The organism is Tildeniella sp. (genome assembly GCF_059505325.1).
In genome coordinates, this window is sequence record NZ_JCACKI010000047.1 from 18369 (window position 1) to 35981 (window position 17613).

Sequence of the window (17613 nt, forward strand, 5' to 3'; positions counted from 1 at the left end):
GGAGTCGTATTAAGTATTGAATTGCTTCCTCTGCCTCCCCTGCCTCCCCTGCTTCCTCTGCCTCCCCTGCTTCCTCTGCCCCCTCTGCCCCTCTCCTACTGCCTCGCCAGATTCGCTTCTTGCAGATAGCTGCCAGGGTTCAAGTCCTGGAGTGCCAGAGCTTCGGCTCGAATGCGCTGTTTTTCGGTGTACTCACGCGTTTTTGTCTGAGCGGTGGCATGGGTAGGCGTATCGGCAGAAATTTTTTGGAGTGTCTCAAGTGCTTTGTCGAACGCTTTCGTTTCCGCTTGATCGTAAGCAATCTGGAGATAGCTCACCGCTTGAACTTGCTGTTTTTCACTGTACTCGCGCAGTTTTTCTTGTGCTTTGGCATATACAGACGTGCCTTCTGGAATCTGTTTTAGCGCTACGATCGCGCCTGCAAAATCTTTGACGATCGCTCGACCATAGGCATCGCGCAATAGCTGAGCGGCAGCGGCTTCTGCCTGATTCATTGACTGCTCCACCAGAGGCTTCACCTGCGCCTGCCAGTAACTATTTTGCGGCAGCCCCTGCGCCTGTTGTAAAACGACCAAACCATTCCCTTGCTGGAATGCCGCTTTTGCTGCCTGAGACTTTTGCTCGGCGGTTTGCCAATCGGTTTGCCAGTGGGCGATCGCCTCCCGTGCGGGTGCATAGGCAGCGCTGTCTTTGGGAATGGTCTCTGCTAAAGATACAGCTTTTTGAAGTTGTCCTGCCTGGTACTGCTGGGTTGCTTCCGCCAACGCTTTTTGATCGGGGTCACCTGTGCCAAAGAGCGTGCGATCGAGCAGATGGGGTAGCGCATAGCCACAGACTGCTGCTGCCACGACAGCGCCAATGCCAACACCAATCTGCACCGCTGTACTCAATCGCGGTTCTGATGATGCTTCCTGGTGCGGCAGGTTGAGCAGTGCTAGTGCCTGAGAGGGTTCCTGCGGGGAGAGGTTAGGCGTAAGGGCAGGCGCGATCGTCTCCTCCACCAACTTATGCGGTACCGCCTGAGTCAACTGCTGTAGTGCTTGTAGTGCTTCTTTAGCAGACGGATAGCGTTGCGTATGATCAGTGCGAACCATGCGGCTGAGCACAGCAACTAACCCATGCCGTAGCGTTGAGCCTGCTGTCTGACCAAACGGCTGCCAGAGGATCTCCCAGGTGCGAGTATCGTAGCCCAACTGTAAGGGCTTAACGCCCGTCAGCGCTTGAATACCGATCATACCCACCGCATAAATATCGCTGGCAAGGCACGGTAATCCCTGCACCTGTTCTGGAGGCTGATAGCCATGTGTATCGGGCACCATTGAGGCAGCAGCCTGCCCTTGTAGTGTCATCAGGGACAGGTGGATATCGCGCACGGTGCCAAAGTTGGTGAGCATGAGCTTGCCATCGTGCGATCGTCGAATCAGATTATCTGGCTGGATATCACCATGCCGACAGCATTCTTCATGCACTACTGCCAGAATTTTCAAGCAGTCCACCAGCAATTGCACAACCCGCGTTTCGTCCCAGGGCTGCGGCATCAGTTCCAGGCTCAAGGACGTACCGCTAACGAACTCCTGCACGAGATGAAACCCCTGTTCATCCTCAAAACAAGCTAGAAGCTGGGGAATTTGCTCATGCTCTCCCAGCCGCTCTAGCGTGGATGCCTCGCGCACAAAGAGCTGCCTTAGCGCAGACTGATCAGAAAGGGCATGAGCAACTGGTACAACGTGCTGAATCGCGCATTCTGGTTGGCTTGGGCGACGCGTATCTTGCGCCAGGTAGGTTCGTCCCCAGTTGCCAGTTGCCAGTATTTGGATGACCTGATAGCGCCCATCCAGCAGTCGATCGAGTCCTGAATAGCTGACAGTCTGAGTCAATACGTCTGACATAGTGAGAATCAATGGTGGGAGTGACGAATCAGGCTTTGGGAGCTTAGCGATCCAACCGATCGCCGCTCAGAAAACGCAGCTAAAACACGTACAGAAAAACAGCGCTGAGCAGCCCCTTGCCTTAAAAGCGGTCTCTAGAAATGCTTTCATACCATTTCCCTAAACTGTAGCTACAGATTCAATCCTTGGCTGGCGGTCAGCGGTCAGCGGTCAGCGGTCAGCGGTCAGCATCAAGAACGAATCTGTAGGGCGATTTTGTAGAATTGGTATCAGTGGCACCCGTTTCAACGACAGACCGGATCTCGAAGGGCTGTTTGGAGAACTTGAGCTTAAAGAACTTAGATTTCTGTATACACGCGTTCCAAGACTGCTCCGGATCTTTCAGAGCATTTGGGTTGAGAAGCATACTGCTTGAGAACGCATCTCTCCCTTCACACGGCACTATGTTCTTGACGAACGATCGAGTCAATGTGTCGATCGCGGCGTTTCAGCTTACTATTAAAGCCGTTAAAGCTTCGGTTTCTTTCGCATGACTGATGCCTCTCCATCCACATCGGCACCTGTCGTTCCGCCCACCCCCCCGGACGTAGACCTCTCTCAACAGGTGCGTTTTCGCAGTGAAGGGGGCAAACTGCTGCTGCTGCTGCCACCCGAAGGAGATGATGATCAGTCCAACACATCCTTTCACTGGACAGAAGTTTGGCAGCAACTGAAGCAGCGGCTTGACGCAGGCGATCGTTTCTGGCAGCCTGAGACGACCGTGCATCTAATCGCCCGCGATCGCCTGCTGGATGGACGGCAACTGCAAACGATCGCCGATGCCCTCACTGACGCACAACTTCAGCTCAAGCGGGTGTACACTAGCCGTCGCCAAACCGCTGTTGCTGCTGCCACTGCTGGCTACTCCGTCGAGCAACAAGCTTCCATTTCGCACCTGAACCAGCCGACTCAAGAAGCCGCGCACGCAATAGCAGAGCCGCTGTATCTGGAAACAACGCTGCGATCGGGTGCCGATATTCATCACAGCGGCACCGTGATTATTCTGGGCGATGTCAACGCAGGTAGCGCCGTTGTAGCAGAGGGCGACATCTTGGTTTGGGGTCGCCTGCGTGGGGTTGCCCATGCTGGTTCCAAAGGCAATGCCCGTTGCTTGATCATGGCAATGCAAATGGAGCCGACCCAGCTTCGTATTGCCGATTTTGTCGCCAGACCACCCGAAACGCCCCCTGCTCAATATCATCCCGAAGTTGCCTATGTTACGCCACAAGGCACGATTCGTATTGCCAGAGCGGTTGATTTTCATCGAGGCGGGAAGGAAGGGGGGTGAGGAGTGAGGAGTGAGGGGGTGGGGAGATGAGGTGGTGAAGATGAACGTTTTGACTGACGGCTGAGCAACAACCAACACCTAACAACACCCTTCTTCCTCGCTTCTGCAAATGCTTTTTCTAATACTGTGATCAGAATGTCATGTACGGAGTATAAGCATAGTTAGTTTCGGTATAGTTAGAACACTTTAGAATCAAGCAGCCCAAACTTCAGAGATTGAATTTCAGACTGTTAGCGTTTCAGCTAAATTAAGGTGTCAGAATCAGACCTGTTTTGAGTCTATTGTCTAAGCAACTTCCGCATTCAGTTCGTTGCCCCCTTCGTTATTCACAGCCGCTTTCATGAGTCGCATTATTGTTGTTACATCTGGCAAGGGAGGCGTGGGTAAAACTACTACCACTGCCAATCTGAGCATGACGCTAGCACGGCGCGGTCGTCAGGTTGCCGTAGTAGATGCCGATTTTGGTCTTCGCAACCTGGATTTATTGCTGGGCTTGGAAAATCGCGTTGTTTATACAGCCGTTGATGTTCTATCAGGGCAGTGTCGTTTGGAGCAGGCGCTTGTGAAAGATAAGCGGCAGCCCAATTTAGTCTTGCTACCAGCGGCACAAAACCGGACGAAAGATGCGGTCAATCCTGACCAGATGAAGCAACTGGTGACGACGCTGGCACGAACCTATGAATATGTGTTTGTTGATTGTCCCGCTGGCATTGAGATGGGCTTTCAGAACGCGATCGCCGCTGCCAAAGAAGCCATCATCGTCACCACACCTGAAATTGCTGCGGTGCGTGATGCCGATCGTGTCGTCGGCTTGCTAGAGGCAAACAATATTAAGAAAATTCAGCTTGTCGTCAATCGCATTCGTCCGGCAATGGTGCAGGCAAACGACATGATGTCTGTTGAAGATGTACAGGAAATTTTGGCAATTCCCCTCATTGGTGTAGTGCCTGACGATGAGCGTGTGATTGTCTCTACGAACAAAGGTGAACCGCTCGTGCTGTCGGAAACCCCGTCGCTAGCAGGTAGCGCTTTTGACAACATTGCTCGAAGGCTCGAAGGCGAAAAAGTTGAATTTCTCGATCTGACAGCGAAAAACGGTAGCTTCTTTGCCAAACTCCGCGATGTTCTTAACAAGAAGATTTTTTAGTGGAGAGAAGTCAGGAGTCAGTTGTTAGCTGTTGGTTATTAGTGGTTAGTCGTTCGTCAAAACGTTCATCCTTCATCCCTTCGCTTCCCTATCTCCCTCTGTCTCTCCCCCTGCCCCTCCTCCCCACCCTTCACCTCACCTTGCTCCATGCTGATTGAACTTCTCGAACGCCTGTTTGCTCGACCCGGTGACAACAGCCGCAGCCAAGTGAAGAATCGCCTCAAGCTGGTGTTGGCGCACGATCGCACCGATATTCCGCCGCAAGCACTGGAAGCGATGCGAAAGGAAATTCTGGAAGTCGTCTCTCGCTACGTGGAACTGGATACAGAAGGGATGGAATTTGCGCTTGAAAACAGCGATCGCACCACTGCCCTGATCGCCAATCTGCCCATTCGGCGTGTACGCCCTGCCTCTGATCGACTGCCTGTCGAGCCGATCGTCGAAAAAGTTGAATCCGAATCCATCATTCTGGAGTAGGCTTCTGCTCGCCCATTCTTCACTCCTCACTCCTGTGATCACTGGTAAAACCAAACTATTGGGTGTCATCGGTGCTCCGATCGCCCACTCCTTATCGCCCATCATGCATAACGCGGCGATCGCTCATCTTGGCTTGGACTACGCCTACTTCCCGTTCCTCGTTCAACCAGCAGCACTTCAGCAAGCGATCGATGGCTTTGCTGCGATTGGCTTGCAGGGTTTCAACGTCACTATTCCTCACAAGCAAGCGATCGTACCGTTGCTGACAGAGGTCACGCCGATCGCGCAGGCAATTGGTGCGGTCAACACGGTGCGGCGAACAGAATCGGGCTGGAGCGGTACGAATACCGATGTTGCAGGTTTTCTACAGCCGCTCAAAGACCAGCAGCGCGACTGGAGCCAGACGGTGGCAGTCATTTTAGGCAACGGTGGCGCTGCGAGAGCGGTTGTTGCGGGATGTGCAGAATTGGGCTGTGCTGCAATCTACGTGGTCGGACGTGATGCAGGAAAACTAGAAGCCTTCCTGCATCGTTGGGCTGGTTCCTCCCTAATCAGCAATTTACAAGTTCACACCTGGGCGCATTTGCGAGATCTTTTGCCTCAAGCTGGCTTGATCGTCAACACAACCCCGATCGGCATGTCACCTGATACAGGATCGCCGCTTAGCTCAGAAGACGCTGACAGCATCGTGCCCAATGCCATTGCCTACGATTTAATCTATACCCCTAATCCGACGGTATTTTTGCAACAGGCAAAAGAGCGGGGCGCGATCGCGATCGACGGCTTGGAAATGCTCGTTCAGCAAGGTGCAGCCGCTTTAGAGATTTGGCTACAGCAACCCGTGCCAATTGAGGTGATGCGGCGATCGCTCCAGCAACATTTGGGCTTGAGCGAAGCGGAACGGCACTAGAAGGCGCGCGACGGTTCAAAACCCTTTCAAGCCAGCATCGCCAGAGCCTGAAAACATAATCCAGGAAAGAAAAAAGTCGGAAATGATAATCGCAAGAATACTCGTCACGACAGACGTTGTGGTCGATTGACCCACGCCTTTTGCACCACCGCTAGTCGTTAAGCCCCAGCTACAACCAATCACGGCGATGAGCGCACCGAAAACAACCCCTTTAATAGGACCAGCACAGATGTCCCAAACAGACATGAGGTCGTGGGCAGACGAGATGAAAACACCGTATGACATATCGTACATCTGAGTGGCAATGAGTAAACCGCCCGCCATCCCTGTAAAAAAAGAGAGAATAGCTAAACCTGGCAGCATCAGAATGCAGGCAACGACACGGGGAACCACCAAATAATCGACCGGGTCGGTTTTCAGCACATAAAGGGCATCGATTTGCTCAGAAACTCGCATGGTGCCTAACTCCGCTGCAAACGCCGAACCAACACGTCCTGCAACAACAACAGCGGTGAGAATGGGCGATAGCTCACGGGAGAGCGCGATCGCCAAAATGCCTCCCACTGCCGAACCTGCTCCCAACCGCAGGAATTCTCGTGACACTTGAATGGTAAACACCATGCCAATGAAGGCAGCGGTGATTAAGACAATGGAAAGCGATTGCGGACCCACAATATTCATTTGTTCAATTGTGTTACGGCGATCGATCTTGCCCGTCAGCAGATGATAGACGACTCGCCCACCCAGTAGTACAGCCGCCTTCAGCCGATGGTTCCAAGCCTCAAGCGATGCGATCGTGTCATTCATCGAAAACACCAGTGAAAATTACCTGTGATCATACTCTTTACTGGTTTCAGGTGAGGCGCTGAAGACGCTTTTTAGAAGCTAGACGTGGAGATGTAGAGGGGGAAACAGCGACGCAAACTCAAACTGTCCTTCCCCCACTCCCCACTCCCCACTCCCCACTCCCGACTCCCGACTCCCCCTCACTCCACCGCTACACACCATTCATACAGCTTGTAATGCACACATTCATTCTGGACGAGCGGATCTTGTGCCACGATCGCCCTTGCTTCATCCATTGATGCCGCTTGAAAGAGGAGCATACCGCCGCCGTAACAGCTCCAATAGCCAGTTTTTGCTTGGTGACCCTTGGCGATTAAGCCCCGCACAAATTCTTTGTGGGCAGGGACGTATTGGTCAAAGATGGGGCGATCGACAATTCCTTCTTCAATTTTGACGAACCAGGGCATAGAGGGCGTTCCTTTCAATAGACAATGGTGCGATCGGGTAAATCTTTGAACGTTAGACTTGGGGCAGCAGACTGCTGGACGATCGTGGCAGCGACTGTCAGCCATAGAGTTGATCGTTCGCCTTTAGTCCCGATCTAAACAGACCTTGGTTAAACAGATGTAAGGTATACAGGGTAACTTTTTGGGCGCAGCAAACGGTCGATTTTTTATTGCTTTGTTACCATCGCAGGCGATTCAGGGCGATGCCAATGCGATCAAGCAGGTGTTTGCCGATCGCTACAACAGCCATGCAGCGCTCAAATCACCACCTCATATCACCTTGCAGCCACCTTTTGCATGGGCACTTGAAGCAATGCCTGCCCTCCATCAAAATCTTGGCGAGTTTGCTGCTCGGTCAGCGCCACTACCCATTACGCTGTCAGATTTTGGAGCGTTTCCGCCGCATGTAATCTACATCAATGTTCTGAAGACACCCGCACTCCTGGCGCTGCAAACGGCGTTGATGGCTCACATGGAGCAAATGGGCATTGTGGATGCTGTCTCAAAGATGCGATCGTTTTCGCCTCACATGACGGTTGGCTTTCGGGATTTGACTGAGGAAAACTTCAAGCTTGCCTGGTCGGAGTTTCAGCAGGTGCCGTTGCAGCTTGAGTTTACAGCAGCTCATCTAACCTTGTTGCGGCACGATGGGCAACGGTGGACGATCGACAGAGAGTTTCCGTTTTCGAGCAGTTTGTAGTTTTCAGGCAGTTTGTAGAAAGCCGCGATCGTGGTTTCACCCGCTTTAGCCGCTTGCCGTTCCCAAATAGCCTTCAATCAATAGGTCTGAACCGATCGATCGCCATTGCACACGTTCTAAAATCAGCGCATCGGTCATGGTCGTCAAGCCTAAATCGCCGATCGGTGAGGGCGCACTACTGCCACCAATGATTTTGGGGGCAATGAAGGCGAGAATTTTTTGAACGGCACCATCCGCGATCGCCTGTGCTGCCAGAGTGCCACCACATTCCCACAGAACGCTAAGACAACCGCGATCGTACAAATACGTCATCACGGCTGAAGGGGTTAAGGGGGAGAGTTCAATCACCTCAACGTTTTGTTGCATGAGTGCTTTCTGAACGGCTGGATTTGCGCCTGCTTCGGTGAAGACCAGCGTTGGGGCAATATTCGTCTGCCAAAGTTGGGCATCTATGGGGAGGTCGAGCGATCGACTCATCACCACTCGTAATGGTGTGTGATCTTGACGACTGGTCAGAAGGGGATTGTCGCGCCGAACGGTGTTACCACCGACAATGACTGCATCGCAGGCGGCTCGCAGTTGATGCACTTCAGCGCGGGCAGCAGGACTCGTGACCCAGGCGCTATGCCCAGTGGTGGTAGCAATCTTCCCGTCCAGAGTCATCGCGTATTTGAGAATGCCAAACGGACGGTGATGCAAAATGCGATGGATAAAGGCTTCGTTGAGCGTACGACAGTTTGCTTTTTCGATACCGACTGTGACTTCAATGCCTGCCTGCTGTAACCGCGCAATGCCGCTACCGGACACTCTAGGATCTGGATCGACCATGCCGACAACGACGCGCCGTATGCCTGCTGCGACGATCGCCTCTGAACAGGGTGGTGTGCGCCCATAGTGGTTGCAAGGCTCCAGGTTGACGTAAAGCGTTGCGCCTCGTGCTTGTTCGCCTGCCTGTCGTAGGGCAAACACCTCTGCGTGTGGCTGTCCCGCTGCGGGATGAAATCCTTCACCAACGATCGCACCGTTCTGCACAATGACCGAACCGACCAGTGGATTTGGTGCAGTGCGTCCCAATGCCTGCCGTGCCAAATCCAGGCAGCGCTGCATCCAGGCGCGATCGTCGGTGTCACGTTCGTTCATTGTTTGGCAGTGCTGGCTTTGTACGCAGCCCAACCGCCAAGGTCAGAAATGTCGAGCCAGTCATACTTTTCAACCAATTCGCGTGGATAGAGAATCGCCGTCAGCACTTCGCCATCATCTAAAACGACATCAGCCGGATACATGTTGGGCGGTTCCGTTGCCAGTAGGTGTTCATACTGGGCGATCGTCAGCTCATACACCTCGCCTGGAATCGAAACACCGCCCTCGCTGACTTCGTAAATGGCAGGATGCCACCCATCCTCAGCGGCGTGTAGGCGATAGAGCGATCGCGTCTTTGCTTCCCGAATAAACGTTGCCGATTGCAGATTTCCGTGATCGGGTTGTCCCCGCAGTGCCGAACCGCAAATAAACACTCGCTTCACACCCGTTGTTTCCGTCATGTCGCCCCTATTTTTGTACAACCTGAACTACCGATTCCCTTGAGGTTGTTCTAGTTTAGGGTTAGCCCGTTGCCCGTTACAAGTCAGAACCACCACAAATTCAGATTGAGGGATGCTTATGCCTGTTCTTGCCCAACTCACAGTCAATGGCGATCGCCTTAATCGCAGTTTGTTTCAACTGGCAGACATTGGTCGATTGCCCGATGGCGGCGTGAGTCGAGTCGCTTTCACTGCCGACGATTTACTGGCGCGTGAGCAGGTGAAAGCCTGGATGGTAGAGGCGGGGATGACCGTTCGCCTGGATGCGGCTGGCAATATGATTGGCAGGTATGCTGGAAAGAACGATGAAGCCGCTGCTCTAGCGACTGGTTCGCACATCGACACGGTGCCTGTAGCGGGTCGCTATGATGGCTGCTTGGGCGTATTGGCTGGCATTGAAATCGTGCGTGTGCTGCATGAACACAATCTGCGGCTCGATCACCCTATTGAAGTGATTGTGTTTACGGATGAAGAACGCTCTGTGCTGGGCTGCAAAGCGATGGCGGGTGAAGTCAAGGAACCCCCGGAGTATTACGCGCGTCTCGACGGTACACCCATTCAAGCGTGTCTCGAAACGATTGACGGCGATTGGTCGAAGATTGCCACTGCCAAACGCGATCGCTCCGATATCGCTGCCTTCGTTGAACTCCACGTGGAGCAAGGGGGTGTCCTGGAACATGAGGCAATGCCGATCGGCGTGGTGGATGGCATTGTGGGACAGTATCGCTTTGCAGTCAACGTCATCGGGCGCATGAACCACGCTGGCACCACACCCATGTCCATGCGGAAAGATGCACTCGTGGCAGCCGCGCAGATGGTGTTAGCAGTGAACAAAATCGGGGTTGAAATCCCTGGTGATCAGGTAGCGACGGTCGGCTATCTCAGCGTTTCACCCAACGCTACGAATACGGTTCCCGGTAACGTCGATTTTCGCATCGATTTGCGGGATTTGTCTCAAGAGCATCTGGAAGGGTTAGTCAGTCGTATGAAGGATGAGTTTAGCGCGATCGCTGCTGCCACTCACACCGAATTTACCCTCCGCGAAACGCTCCACATCCTACCCACGCTGGCGGCTCCTCACATTAAAGACACAATCAAACAGGTCTCTGAGCAATTGGACTTGCCTTACATGTATCTGCCCAGTCGTGCTGGACACGATGCTCAGGAAATCGGACGCTTCACCGATATGGGCATGATTTTTGTGCCCAGTCAGAACGGCATTAGCCACTCGATCGACGAATACACCACACCAGAGGAATGCGCTCAAGGCGCAAACGTTCTGCTGCACACGTTTTTGCAGTTAGACAAGGCGTATGCGATCGCGTCTCACTGACCTTCTATTACCGGATTTCTAAGTAGTTGAAATGGGCGATCGAGGCAACGGCGCTTGGTCACGGCATACCTATAGAGACTCTTACTACTACTCAAAAACGCCCGAACTTAAACTTCAATCAGTCGTCAGTGATGCAGACCAACTTTCACATGTCTACCTACACAGCACCACGCATTCTTACCAATACCTGCTTTAAAGGTTCCAGGTCACTGGAGCATATTTTGTAGATTTCTTCAGCGTCTAGATTGAAATAATCGTGAGCCAAGATATTTCTGATTCCTTTGATGCCAAGCCAGGGGATGTCAGGGTATTGATTCAGAAAATCAGCCCCGGCAATCTTCTCAAGCCTTTTGATGTTTTCACTAATCGCAATCAGCATCATGCTAATTCCATCTAGACGATCAAGTCCATTATCATCACAAATAAAGTCCTCAGGTGAATGAATACCTGTAAATCTTCGCTCGATTCTTCTGATTGCTTCGTCAATTTCAATACATAGCTCTAAAAGAAGGGATCGATTAGACATAAACGGCTTCTTTATCTATTCTCATCTTCAAATAATGATTCATGCCATACCAATAGCGAACCACATCAACTCTTTTATTGAAAATTAATTCTAACTCTGCTTTGAGGCTGACACGCTTCAAGAGATCAGGTGCCATATCTACCACGATATCAATGTCGCTTTCGTTGTGAGTTTCATGACGTGCCACAGAACCAAAAACTCCAATGCGAGTTACGCCATAGCGTTTTTCGAGTTCAGGTTTCAAATAGCGCAGCTTCTGGAGGACATCGTTGCTTCCTATAATTTCACTCATTTGGTTATTGCCTTTGCATTGGTCTTCTTCGCACCTCTTTCCTCATGATTACCGCTTCAGTTTCAGACAGTCCGCGCGATCGAGACAAAATTGCCTCACCATTAACTGTAAAGACATTGTTAGGTTGCTCAAACCCTAAAATAGCGGAAGTCGTTAAGGTGCTAAACATAAGATACTGAGTTCCCCTGCATCAAAGCAACCAATGAAGGCGATCGTACTGATCCCAGCCACACCAAACTTCATGCATGTACAGATCCTGGCTATACGATCGCCCATAAAAGTCGTGATGCTAAAAAACAAGGTCACACTGCTGAGCAAATCACGCGTTCGTCTTTACCAGTACTTCACCGTTACTAACCACAGCTTTACCGTTACTAACCACAGCTTCATCATTACTAACCACCGCTTCAGTGGAAGTAACCACCGCTTCAGCAGAAGTAACCACTGCTTTACCATGACTAACGACAGCTTCAACGGACGTAACCACCGCTTATGCAGAAGTAACGATCGCTTGAATGGACGTAACCACAGCTTGAATAGACGTGACCACAGGAGAAACCGTGTTGACTAGGCGAGGCTAAGGCTCAAGCAATGCGATCGCTGCAATAGTAGAAGTGAAGAGTAAAAAAGATGCGGTTGGGTTGAGGTAAGGAAACTCAACCTATAAGATGGGCGATCGTACTGGTGAACCGTTCACTACGTCCTATGGATAGCTCAGCAGTCCAACGGCTCAAATTAGAGCGGCAAATAACCCCGAACTCAGAGCCAGCAGGCTACAATCGTCCGCTACCTTTGAATTGTTAGACCGTGCCTCACTGATTACTTCTAATTGGGATCATAAGGCTTCAATTTTAACGATACCGCCTTCAACAGTATCAACCTGCAATCGATAACCGTAAAGCATCGCCATTCCTAACAGAACGTGAGTTCGGTTTAAGCGGCAGCAGGCAAAGCCTCGTCAATCAACAGAGATGTCATCTGTGGGCTGATGACAATAGGCAATCAGCCCACAGATGACATTGACAAAACCATTGACGGGGGAGCGGTGCCGGGAATGTTCGATCGGAGAGATGTTCTTCAATTGGTCAATAATCGACTCAATAATGGCGCGGCGACGCAGGAGCAGCTTATCGCTCAGCGACATCAAGCGATGCTTCATGTTTCGCTTGAGCTTGGTGACCAGTTGAAGCCTGGATTGCTGCCATCACTGCTGAGCCAATTTCTGCGACACGTACCCCCGGTCGCCAAACACCTTACCGAACAAGTGTTGGAGGAGGTTAGGGACAGGTTTACGGTCATCGGTGTTGCCAGGGGTGAGGATGACGTTCAGCAATGCCCCCTGCTCATTGACGACCAGATGTAGCTTGAAGCCAAAGAACCAGTCCACCGAGGTCTTTCCACGCGCCGCCAGAGGTTTGAAGACCTTATGGGTGTGAATGCGGCGATTGTGACAGACTTTAAGACTGGTCGAGTCGATGAAACTGATGCCTGTGCAGTTTCCAAAACAATGACGTAAGTAGGCACACAAGGGAATGAGGGTTGACGGCATCCACTCCACAAAGCGGGTGTAGCTGACTAAGCCTGGAAAGGCATCGCGCCAATCGCGGCAGACTCGTTGGGTGTAGAACCACTTGAAGTTCCGGTATGCCGACTGGTGGAAGGCAATCAAAATTGTCATGATTTCGCTCAAACAGAGGCTGCGAGACCGTTGGCGCTGTTGCACCCCCTCCCCCAGCAACTGCTGCTTCCACTGGGGTTCAAACCATCGGCAGCAGTCATCGACATGGCAAAACAAGGCTTCTAAACTAAGCATGGGGTGGTCAGATGGGTTGAGAATTAGGCACTTTCAACTGTATCTGTTTCACCCCTCCTTATCCCGAACTGACGTTAGCTAAAAGGCTCACTAATAACGTTAAGCCCCAAAGTGCTGAAAACCCCTCTCCAGTGTGAGCTGTTGATCTGGCATGGTTTGGGTTCTATCCACTAGCCAGATCTCTCGTTCATCAGTAATCGTGCCGACGATCGCTGCCCCCTCACCTAACTGCTGTACCAATGCTTGCGCCTGCATCAAGGGCAAACAGAGTACCAACTCGAAATCTTCGCCGCCATACAGTGCCCATTCCAACGCCTGCTCTGGCTGCACCCATTGTGCTAGAGCTGAAGGAATCGGGATCTGGCTGCGTTCAAGTCTGGCTCCTACACCACTGGCACGGCAAAGTTGCACAACTGCATCCGCTAAGCCATCGCTGCTATCCATGCCCGCGATCGAGGGGAAAGGTAAGGGGTGTAGCTTGCTTCCGCTTTGCGGTGGGGTGAGGGGTGAGGGGTGAGGGATGAATTCTAGCTCCCGACTCCCAACTCCCGACTCCCAACTCCTAACCCCTGCCCAAAGCCGTTCAACGACATCTAAGCGAGGCGTTGGGCGTTGATGTGCCTGGATGAGAGCCGCACGATCGTCCGCATTGAGCGATCGTCCTAACTCAGGATGCAGCAGTAATTCGAGTCCCGCTTTTGACGCGCCATGCACACCTGTCACCACGATCGCATCACCGGGTTGAGCGGTGGAGCGGCGAATCATACGATGTGGCTCAACGTCTCCAAACGCGGTGATAGCAACACTCAGAACGGACGATCGACAGACATCGCCCCCAACGATCGGCGTATTGTATTGGTTCAGACACGCGGTCAATCCTTGATAGAGTCCCTCAACCCAGGCTAGGGTTGTGTCTCCGGGCAAACTCAAGCCCACCGTAATGCCTAACGGTGTCGCTCCCATTGCTGCCAGATCAGAAAGATTCGCTGCCGCCGATCGCCAACCAGCATCGTCTGCTGCTGTCGTTTGGTCACTAAAATGTACGCCATCAACGAGTACATCCGTTGTGACAACGAGCGATCGTCCAGGCTGTACCGTCAGCACGGCTGCGTCATCGCCCACCAGATCGGCTGGACAAAAGGACTGTAATCGTTTTAGTAGACCTTGTTCACCGATCGCTTGAACGGTCAAGGGTGTCTGGTAATCGTTCACGCTGTCTCTCGTATGCAAAAAACAGCAGTTTTTTTGATCAAGATACCGAAACGCTTGCTACACGAGTAACGGTCTGAACCCATGCTTTACAGAAACCGCGCCAATCTGCTCCATCTTTTCAACGGTAATGTGGTTACGCCCCCAGGAAAAGTTGGTGTGCCATTTTTCAAATTCGAGCAGCATTGACTCCGCAAAACAGGCAAAGAGCTGGCGGGCTGGAATGTCCATGTTGACAATGTTCATAATGCGCCAGTCAATGTCGAGGGAATGCTCGACGATGCCGCCATTCAACACGTGAATGCCCGATCGCTGCACTTTAGTTGCCAGGTTTTTTGGGTAGCCACCGTCGATTAACAGGCAAGGCTGCTTTAGGGTGGCTGGATCAATCTCCACCCCTTTAGGCATACTGGCAACCCACACAATAATATCTGCCTGAGGCAGTGCTGCTTGCAGGTCTAAAATTTTGCCGCGACCCAGTTCATCTTGTAGAGCTTGCAGCCGCTCCTGGTTGCGGGCGATCAGCAAAAGTTCAGCCACATCGCTACGGGCATTGAGCCAGCGACAGACAGCACTACCAATATCTCCAGTCGCACCACAAACGGCAACAGTTGCGGTTGAGAGGTTAATGCCTAACGCTTGCGATGCCTGCTCAAGCTGACGACAGATAATGTAGGCGGTATGCGTGTTGCCTGTGGTAAAGCGCTCGAACTCCAGCATGACATTACGAACTTGCCGAATTTGCTGCAAATTGAAGTTTTCAAAAATGATGGACGAGAAGCCACCCAACGCCGTAATGTTGATGCCGTGCTTCTGAGCATGTGCCATCGCGTTGATGATTTTGCGAGTGGCGGCTTTGATGCGGCGAGCCGCTAACATTTCGGGTAGGAAGCAAGATTCGACGTATCGACCTTCGATCGTCTGCCCCGTAATGCTCGTAACCTTGATTGTATCGACGATTTGCGGCGGAGCACTGCACCAAAAGTCAAGTCCCTGGTCGGCGTACTCTGGGTACCCCAATTCCTTGGCGACTGATTGAGCGTGTTCCAGGCTAGTGAGATGACCAATTAAACCAAACATGAACAACTCTGCAAAACTTAGAGAATTTGATGAAAACGGATTGATATGACGAGCAAACGTTAAGAGGCACTGAGAGATAGTGCCCAAAGATACCAGTTCACCCTCGAATTGAGCATGGATCGGTAAGAATGTTCAGCTAGTAACTGCCTACAGTAATCGGAGTTGGCAGCGATCGCCGTCAACTCCTTCGCTTACTTGAGTTTGGGAGCGTGAGCCTGAAAGGGCGCAGACCTCTGGTGTAGCTAGGCTGCCGAAAGACCGAGAGCCGACATCCGCATGATCTCACGTGTGCTGAAGCCAATGTTTTCCAGCGCTTCACCGTACTGAATCATGAAGTCTTCGACAAGCGACTCTTTCTCCATGCCTAGAACATGAGCATCCTTCTCCACCTGGTTCAGCATTTGCCAAACCAATGGCAAGTTCTGACGGTTGGCAACTTCTAGCTCGGCTTTGGCGGTCTCAAAGTTGGCTTTAAGCCATTCTTCGCCAAAGTTGAGGTGGCTGTACTCTTCTTTGACAACGCCTTCAGTAATCTTGCGGGCGAAGTCGTCAGCGACTGGAATATAGATGTTGTAAGCCGCGATCGCAAAGCATTCGATGATCAGTGACTGAATCAGTAGACAGGTCACGATGTTGTTTTGAGCCGCAGCCGTCTGAAAGTTTTCGTGCAGCTTGGAGAAGAACTGACGAGCAAAATCAAGATCGGGGGTGACTTTGAGGTTCCGTCCACACGCCTCGAAGCCTTTTTTGTGGCGATTCTCCATTTTCGCCAGACTCAGCAACTGATCGGTCTGATCGGGCAGCAGTTCAGCCAAGCTGATGTAGTTTTCGTTGGCTTCCTGTTCGCCTTCGATCACGATCGCATTGATGCGGCTGTAAGCGTCTTTGTAGGTCTCACTGTAAAAATCGATTGCTGCACTTGCCTCAAGCTGCGGCATAAGTCTATTGTCTCCTAAGAATGCAGCCGATAATAGTTCGGCATAGGACGATCATGGTAAGAAATTTGGTGCAATGCGACGAAATGGTTAGATTCGTGCCTATATCACTTTAGCTCTTTCCTGTAAGGGAGTGACCAATTAACTAAAGATTCAGTTCCCGCTGACGCACAATGCCTCAAACAAACAGTAACCCGCTGACAGCAGAAAATACACTTGACTGGTGGGCGATCGCCCGCCTTGTTCTCCTCGTAGCAGGTGCTGGACTGGTGCTGCTACCACTCGGCGTTGTTGCCGTCACCTCGTTTGCGCCAGCTAATACACCAGTCGGTCGCGGCTCCGGTTGGTCGTGGCAAAACTACCGTCAGGCGTGGCTCCAGGGAAACTTTCTGCTGGCGTTTGCAAATTCGACACTGATAGCAATGGCGGTCACGGGTGGACAGATCGTGACCGCTGCTTTAGCAGGCTACGCCCTGGCACGGCTGCAATTTCGCGGGCGGCAGGCGCTGTTGCTGATCATTCTGGCAACGCTGGTGATTCCGTTTCAGATGTTAGTGATCCCCATTTTTCTGGTGCTGAAGTGGGGGCACTTGATTAATACCTACGGCGCGTTGATTTTGCCGACGATCGCCAATGGTTTCGGCATTTTTCTATTGCGGCAGTACTTTCAGACGATTCCGGTAGAGCTAGAGGAAGCAGCGGCGATCGATGGAGCAAATCGGTTCCAGATCTTGTGGCGCATCATGCTGCCGCTGGCGCGTCCGGCTCTGACCACCCTCTTTCTCTTCACCTTTATTGGCGAGTGGAATGACCTGTTTAAGCCGTTAGTGTTCACCACACGCCCGGAGTTGAGGACAGTACAACTGGCTTTGGCAGAGTTTCAGGAGCAGTTTACGAATAGCTGGTCGCTGTTGATGGCGGCAGTGGTAATCGCCACGCTCCCGGTCGTGCTGCTCTTCTTGCTTGGTCAGCGTCAGTTCATTCGCGGCATTGCCACGACGGGTATCAAGAACTGAAGTAATGGCTAAGAGCTTGCTAAAAAATAACGGCACACTTTTGGATCAGCTATCAGCTATCAGCTATCAGCTATCAGCTATCAGCTA

Annotated in this window: 18 protein-coding genes and 2 pseudogenes; 7 read left to right on the forward strand and 13 right to left on the reverse strand. The window is 51.9% G+C overall.

Translation table 11 applies throughout. The features are described 5' to 3' along the window. Nucleotides 1-95: 95 nt before the first annotated feature. Complete coding sequence (locus AC5JO6_RS16220; protein ID WP_496082103.1) at nucleotides 96-1889, reverse strand: serine/threonine protein kinase; 1794 nt, start codon at nucleotides 1887-1889, stop codon at nucleotides 96-98. Between the two features lie 529 nt (nucleotides 1890-2418). Between AC5JO6_RS16220 and minC the strand changes: the two genes are divergently transcribed. From minC to AC5JO6_RS16240, 4 genes are all read left to right on the forward strand, one after another. Continuing rightward, nucleotides 2419-3216, forward strand: a complete 798-nt coding sequence (gene minC / locus AC5JO6_RS16225) for a septum site-determining protein MinC (RefSeq protein WP_496082104.1) — start codon at nucleotides 2419-2421, stop codon at nucleotides 3214-3216. Between the two features lie 340 nt (nucleotides 3217-3556). Further along, entirely contained in the window at nucleotides 3557-4363 is an 807-nt protein-coding gene (minD, locus tag AC5JO6_RS16230) for a septum site-determining protein MinD (RefSeq protein ID WP_496082105.1), read from the forward strand. Nucleotides 4364-4510: 147 nt separating this feature from the next. After that, on the forward strand, nucleotides 4511-4840 hold the full coding sequence (minE, locus tag AC5JO6_RS16235; RefSeq protein ID WP_496082106.1) for a cell division topological specificity factor MinE: 330 nt from the start codon (nucleotides 4511-4513) through the stop codon (nucleotides 4838-4840). A gap of 34 nt (nucleotides 4841-4874) precedes the next feature. Beyond that, on the forward strand, nucleotides 4875-5750 hold the full coding sequence (locus AC5JO6_RS16240) for a shikimate dehydrogenase (protein ID WP_496082107.1): 876 nt from the start codon (nucleotides 4875-4877) through the stop codon (nucleotides 5748-5750). A gap of 15 nt (nucleotides 5751-5765) precedes the next feature. On the opposite strand, the gene AC5JO6_RS16245 is transcribed toward AC5JO6_RS16240, so the two are convergent. After that, nucleotides 5766-6557, reverse strand: a complete 792-nt coding sequence (locus tag AC5JO6_RS16245) for an MlaE family lipid ABC transporter permease subunit (protein ID WP_496082108.1) — start codon at nucleotides 6555-6557, stop codon at nucleotides 5766-5768. 179 nt (nucleotides 6558-6736) lie between these two features. After that, the gene (locus tag AC5JO6_RS16250; protein ID WP_496082122.1) at nucleotides 6737-7003 is read right to left on the reverse strand and encodes a YciI family protein; all 267 of its coding nucleotides are present in this window, start codon (nucleotides 7001-7003) and stop codon (nucleotides 6737-6739) included. Between the two features lie 181 nt (nucleotides 7004-7184). Between AC5JO6_RS16250 and AC5JO6_RS16255 the strand changes: the two genes are divergently transcribed. Continuing rightward, nucleotides 7185-7742 (forward strand): 2'-5' RNA ligase family protein, encoded by a 558-nt coding sequence (locus AC5JO6_RS16255; RefSeq protein ID WP_496082109.1) that lies wholly within the window; start codon nucleotides 7185-7187, stop codon nucleotides 7740-7742. A gap of 45 nt (nucleotides 7743-7787) precedes the next feature. On the opposite strand, the gene ribD is transcribed toward AC5JO6_RS16255, so the two are convergent. Next, nucleotides 7788-8882: a bifunctional diaminohydroxyphosphoribosylaminopyrimidine deaminase/5-amino-6-(5-phosphoribosylamino)uracil reductase RibD gene (gene ribD, locus AC5JO6_RS16260; RefSeq protein ID WP_496082110.1), complete on the reverse strand. Its 1095-nt coding sequence runs from the start codon at nucleotides 8880-8882 to the stop codon at nucleotides 7788-7790. Beyond that, the gene (locus tag AC5JO6_RS16265; RefSeq protein ID WP_496082111.1) at nucleotides 8879-9283 is read right to left on the reverse strand and encodes an allophanate hydrolase-related protein; all 405 of its coding nucleotides are present in this window, start codon (nucleotides 9281-9283) and stop codon (nucleotides 8879-8881) included. The genes ribD and AC5JO6_RS16265 overlap by 4 nt, the downstream gene beginning before the upstream one ends. Nucleotides 9284-9401: 118 nt before the next feature. Here AC5JO6_RS16265 and AC5JO6_RS16270 point away from each other — a divergent pair, with 118 nt between their 5' ends. After that, a complete protein-coding gene (locus AC5JO6_RS16270; protein WP_496082112.1) occupies nucleotides 9402-10655 on the forward strand; it encodes a Zn-dependent hydrolase in 1254 nt (417 codons plus the stop codon). 157 nt (nucleotides 10656-10812) lie between these two features. On the opposite strand, the gene AC5JO6_RS16275 is transcribed toward AC5JO6_RS16270, so the two are convergent. The 8 genes and pseudogenes from AC5JO6_RS16275 to AC5JO6_RS16310 all read right to left on the reverse strand — a co-directional run bounded on the left by AC5JO6_RS16275 (nucleotide 10813) and on the right by AC5JO6_RS16310 (nucleotide 16513). After that, nucleotides 10813-11181 carry a HepT-like ribonuclease domain-containing protein gene (locus AC5JO6_RS16275; protein WP_496082113.1) on the reverse strand — a complete coding sequence of 123 codons (369 nt, stop codon included), beginning with the start codon at nucleotides 11179-11181 and terminating at the stop codon, nucleotides 10813-10815. After that, the gene (locus AC5JO6_RS16280; RefSeq protein WP_496082114.1) at nucleotides 11174-11473 is read right to left on the reverse strand and encodes a nucleotidyltransferase family protein; all 300 of its coding nucleotides are present in this window, start codon (nucleotides 11471-11473) and stop codon (nucleotides 11174-11176) included. The genes AC5JO6_RS16275 and AC5JO6_RS16280 overlap by 8 nt, the downstream gene beginning before the upstream one ends. A gap of 319 nt (nucleotides 11474-11792) precedes the next feature. Next, complete coding sequence (locus AC5JO6_RS16285; RefSeq protein WP_496082115.1) at nucleotides 11793-11960, reverse strand: hypothetical protein; 168 nt, start codon at nucleotides 11958-11960, stop codon at nucleotides 11793-11795. 348 nt (nucleotides 11961-12308) lie between these two features. After that, nucleotides 12309-12407, reverse strand: a pseudogene (locus AC5JO6_RS16290) (clan AA aspartic protease); the annotation flags it as partial. A 24-nt stretch (nucleotides 12408-12431) separates the two neighbouring features. Beyond that, nucleotides 12432-13286 (reverse strand): annotated as a pseudogene (locus AC5JO6_RS16295) (IS982 family transposase). 99 nt (nucleotides 13287-13385) lie between these two features. After that, on the reverse strand, nucleotides 13386-14498 hold the full coding sequence (gene thiL, locus AC5JO6_RS16300; RefSeq protein WP_496082116.1) for a thiamine-phosphate kinase: 1113 nt from the start codon (nucleotides 14496-14498) through the stop codon (nucleotides 13386-13388). Between the two features lie 57 nt (nucleotides 14499-14555). Beyond that, nucleotides 14556-15575: a long-chain acyl-[acyl-carrier-protein] reductase gene (locus AC5JO6_RS16305; protein ID WP_496082117.1), complete on the reverse strand. Its 1020-nt coding sequence runs from the start codon at nucleotides 15573-15575 to the stop codon at nucleotides 14556-14558. A 242-nt stretch (nucleotides 15576-15817) separates the two neighbouring features. Further along, a complete protein-coding gene (locus AC5JO6_RS16310) occupies nucleotides 15818-16513 on the reverse strand; it encodes an aldehyde oxygenase (deformylating) (RefSeq protein ID WP_496082118.1) in 696 nt (231 codons plus the stop codon). 170 nt (nucleotides 16514-16683) lie between these two features. On the opposite strand from AC5JO6_RS16310, the gene AC5JO6_RS16315 reads away from it, so the two are divergent. Next, nucleotides 16684-17526 (forward strand): carbohydrate ABC transporter permease, encoded by an 843-nt coding sequence (locus AC5JO6_RS16315; protein ID WP_496082119.1) that lies wholly within the window; start codon nucleotides 16684-16686, stop codon nucleotides 17524-17526. The last annotated feature ends 87 nt before the right edge of the window (nucleotides 17527-17613 follow it).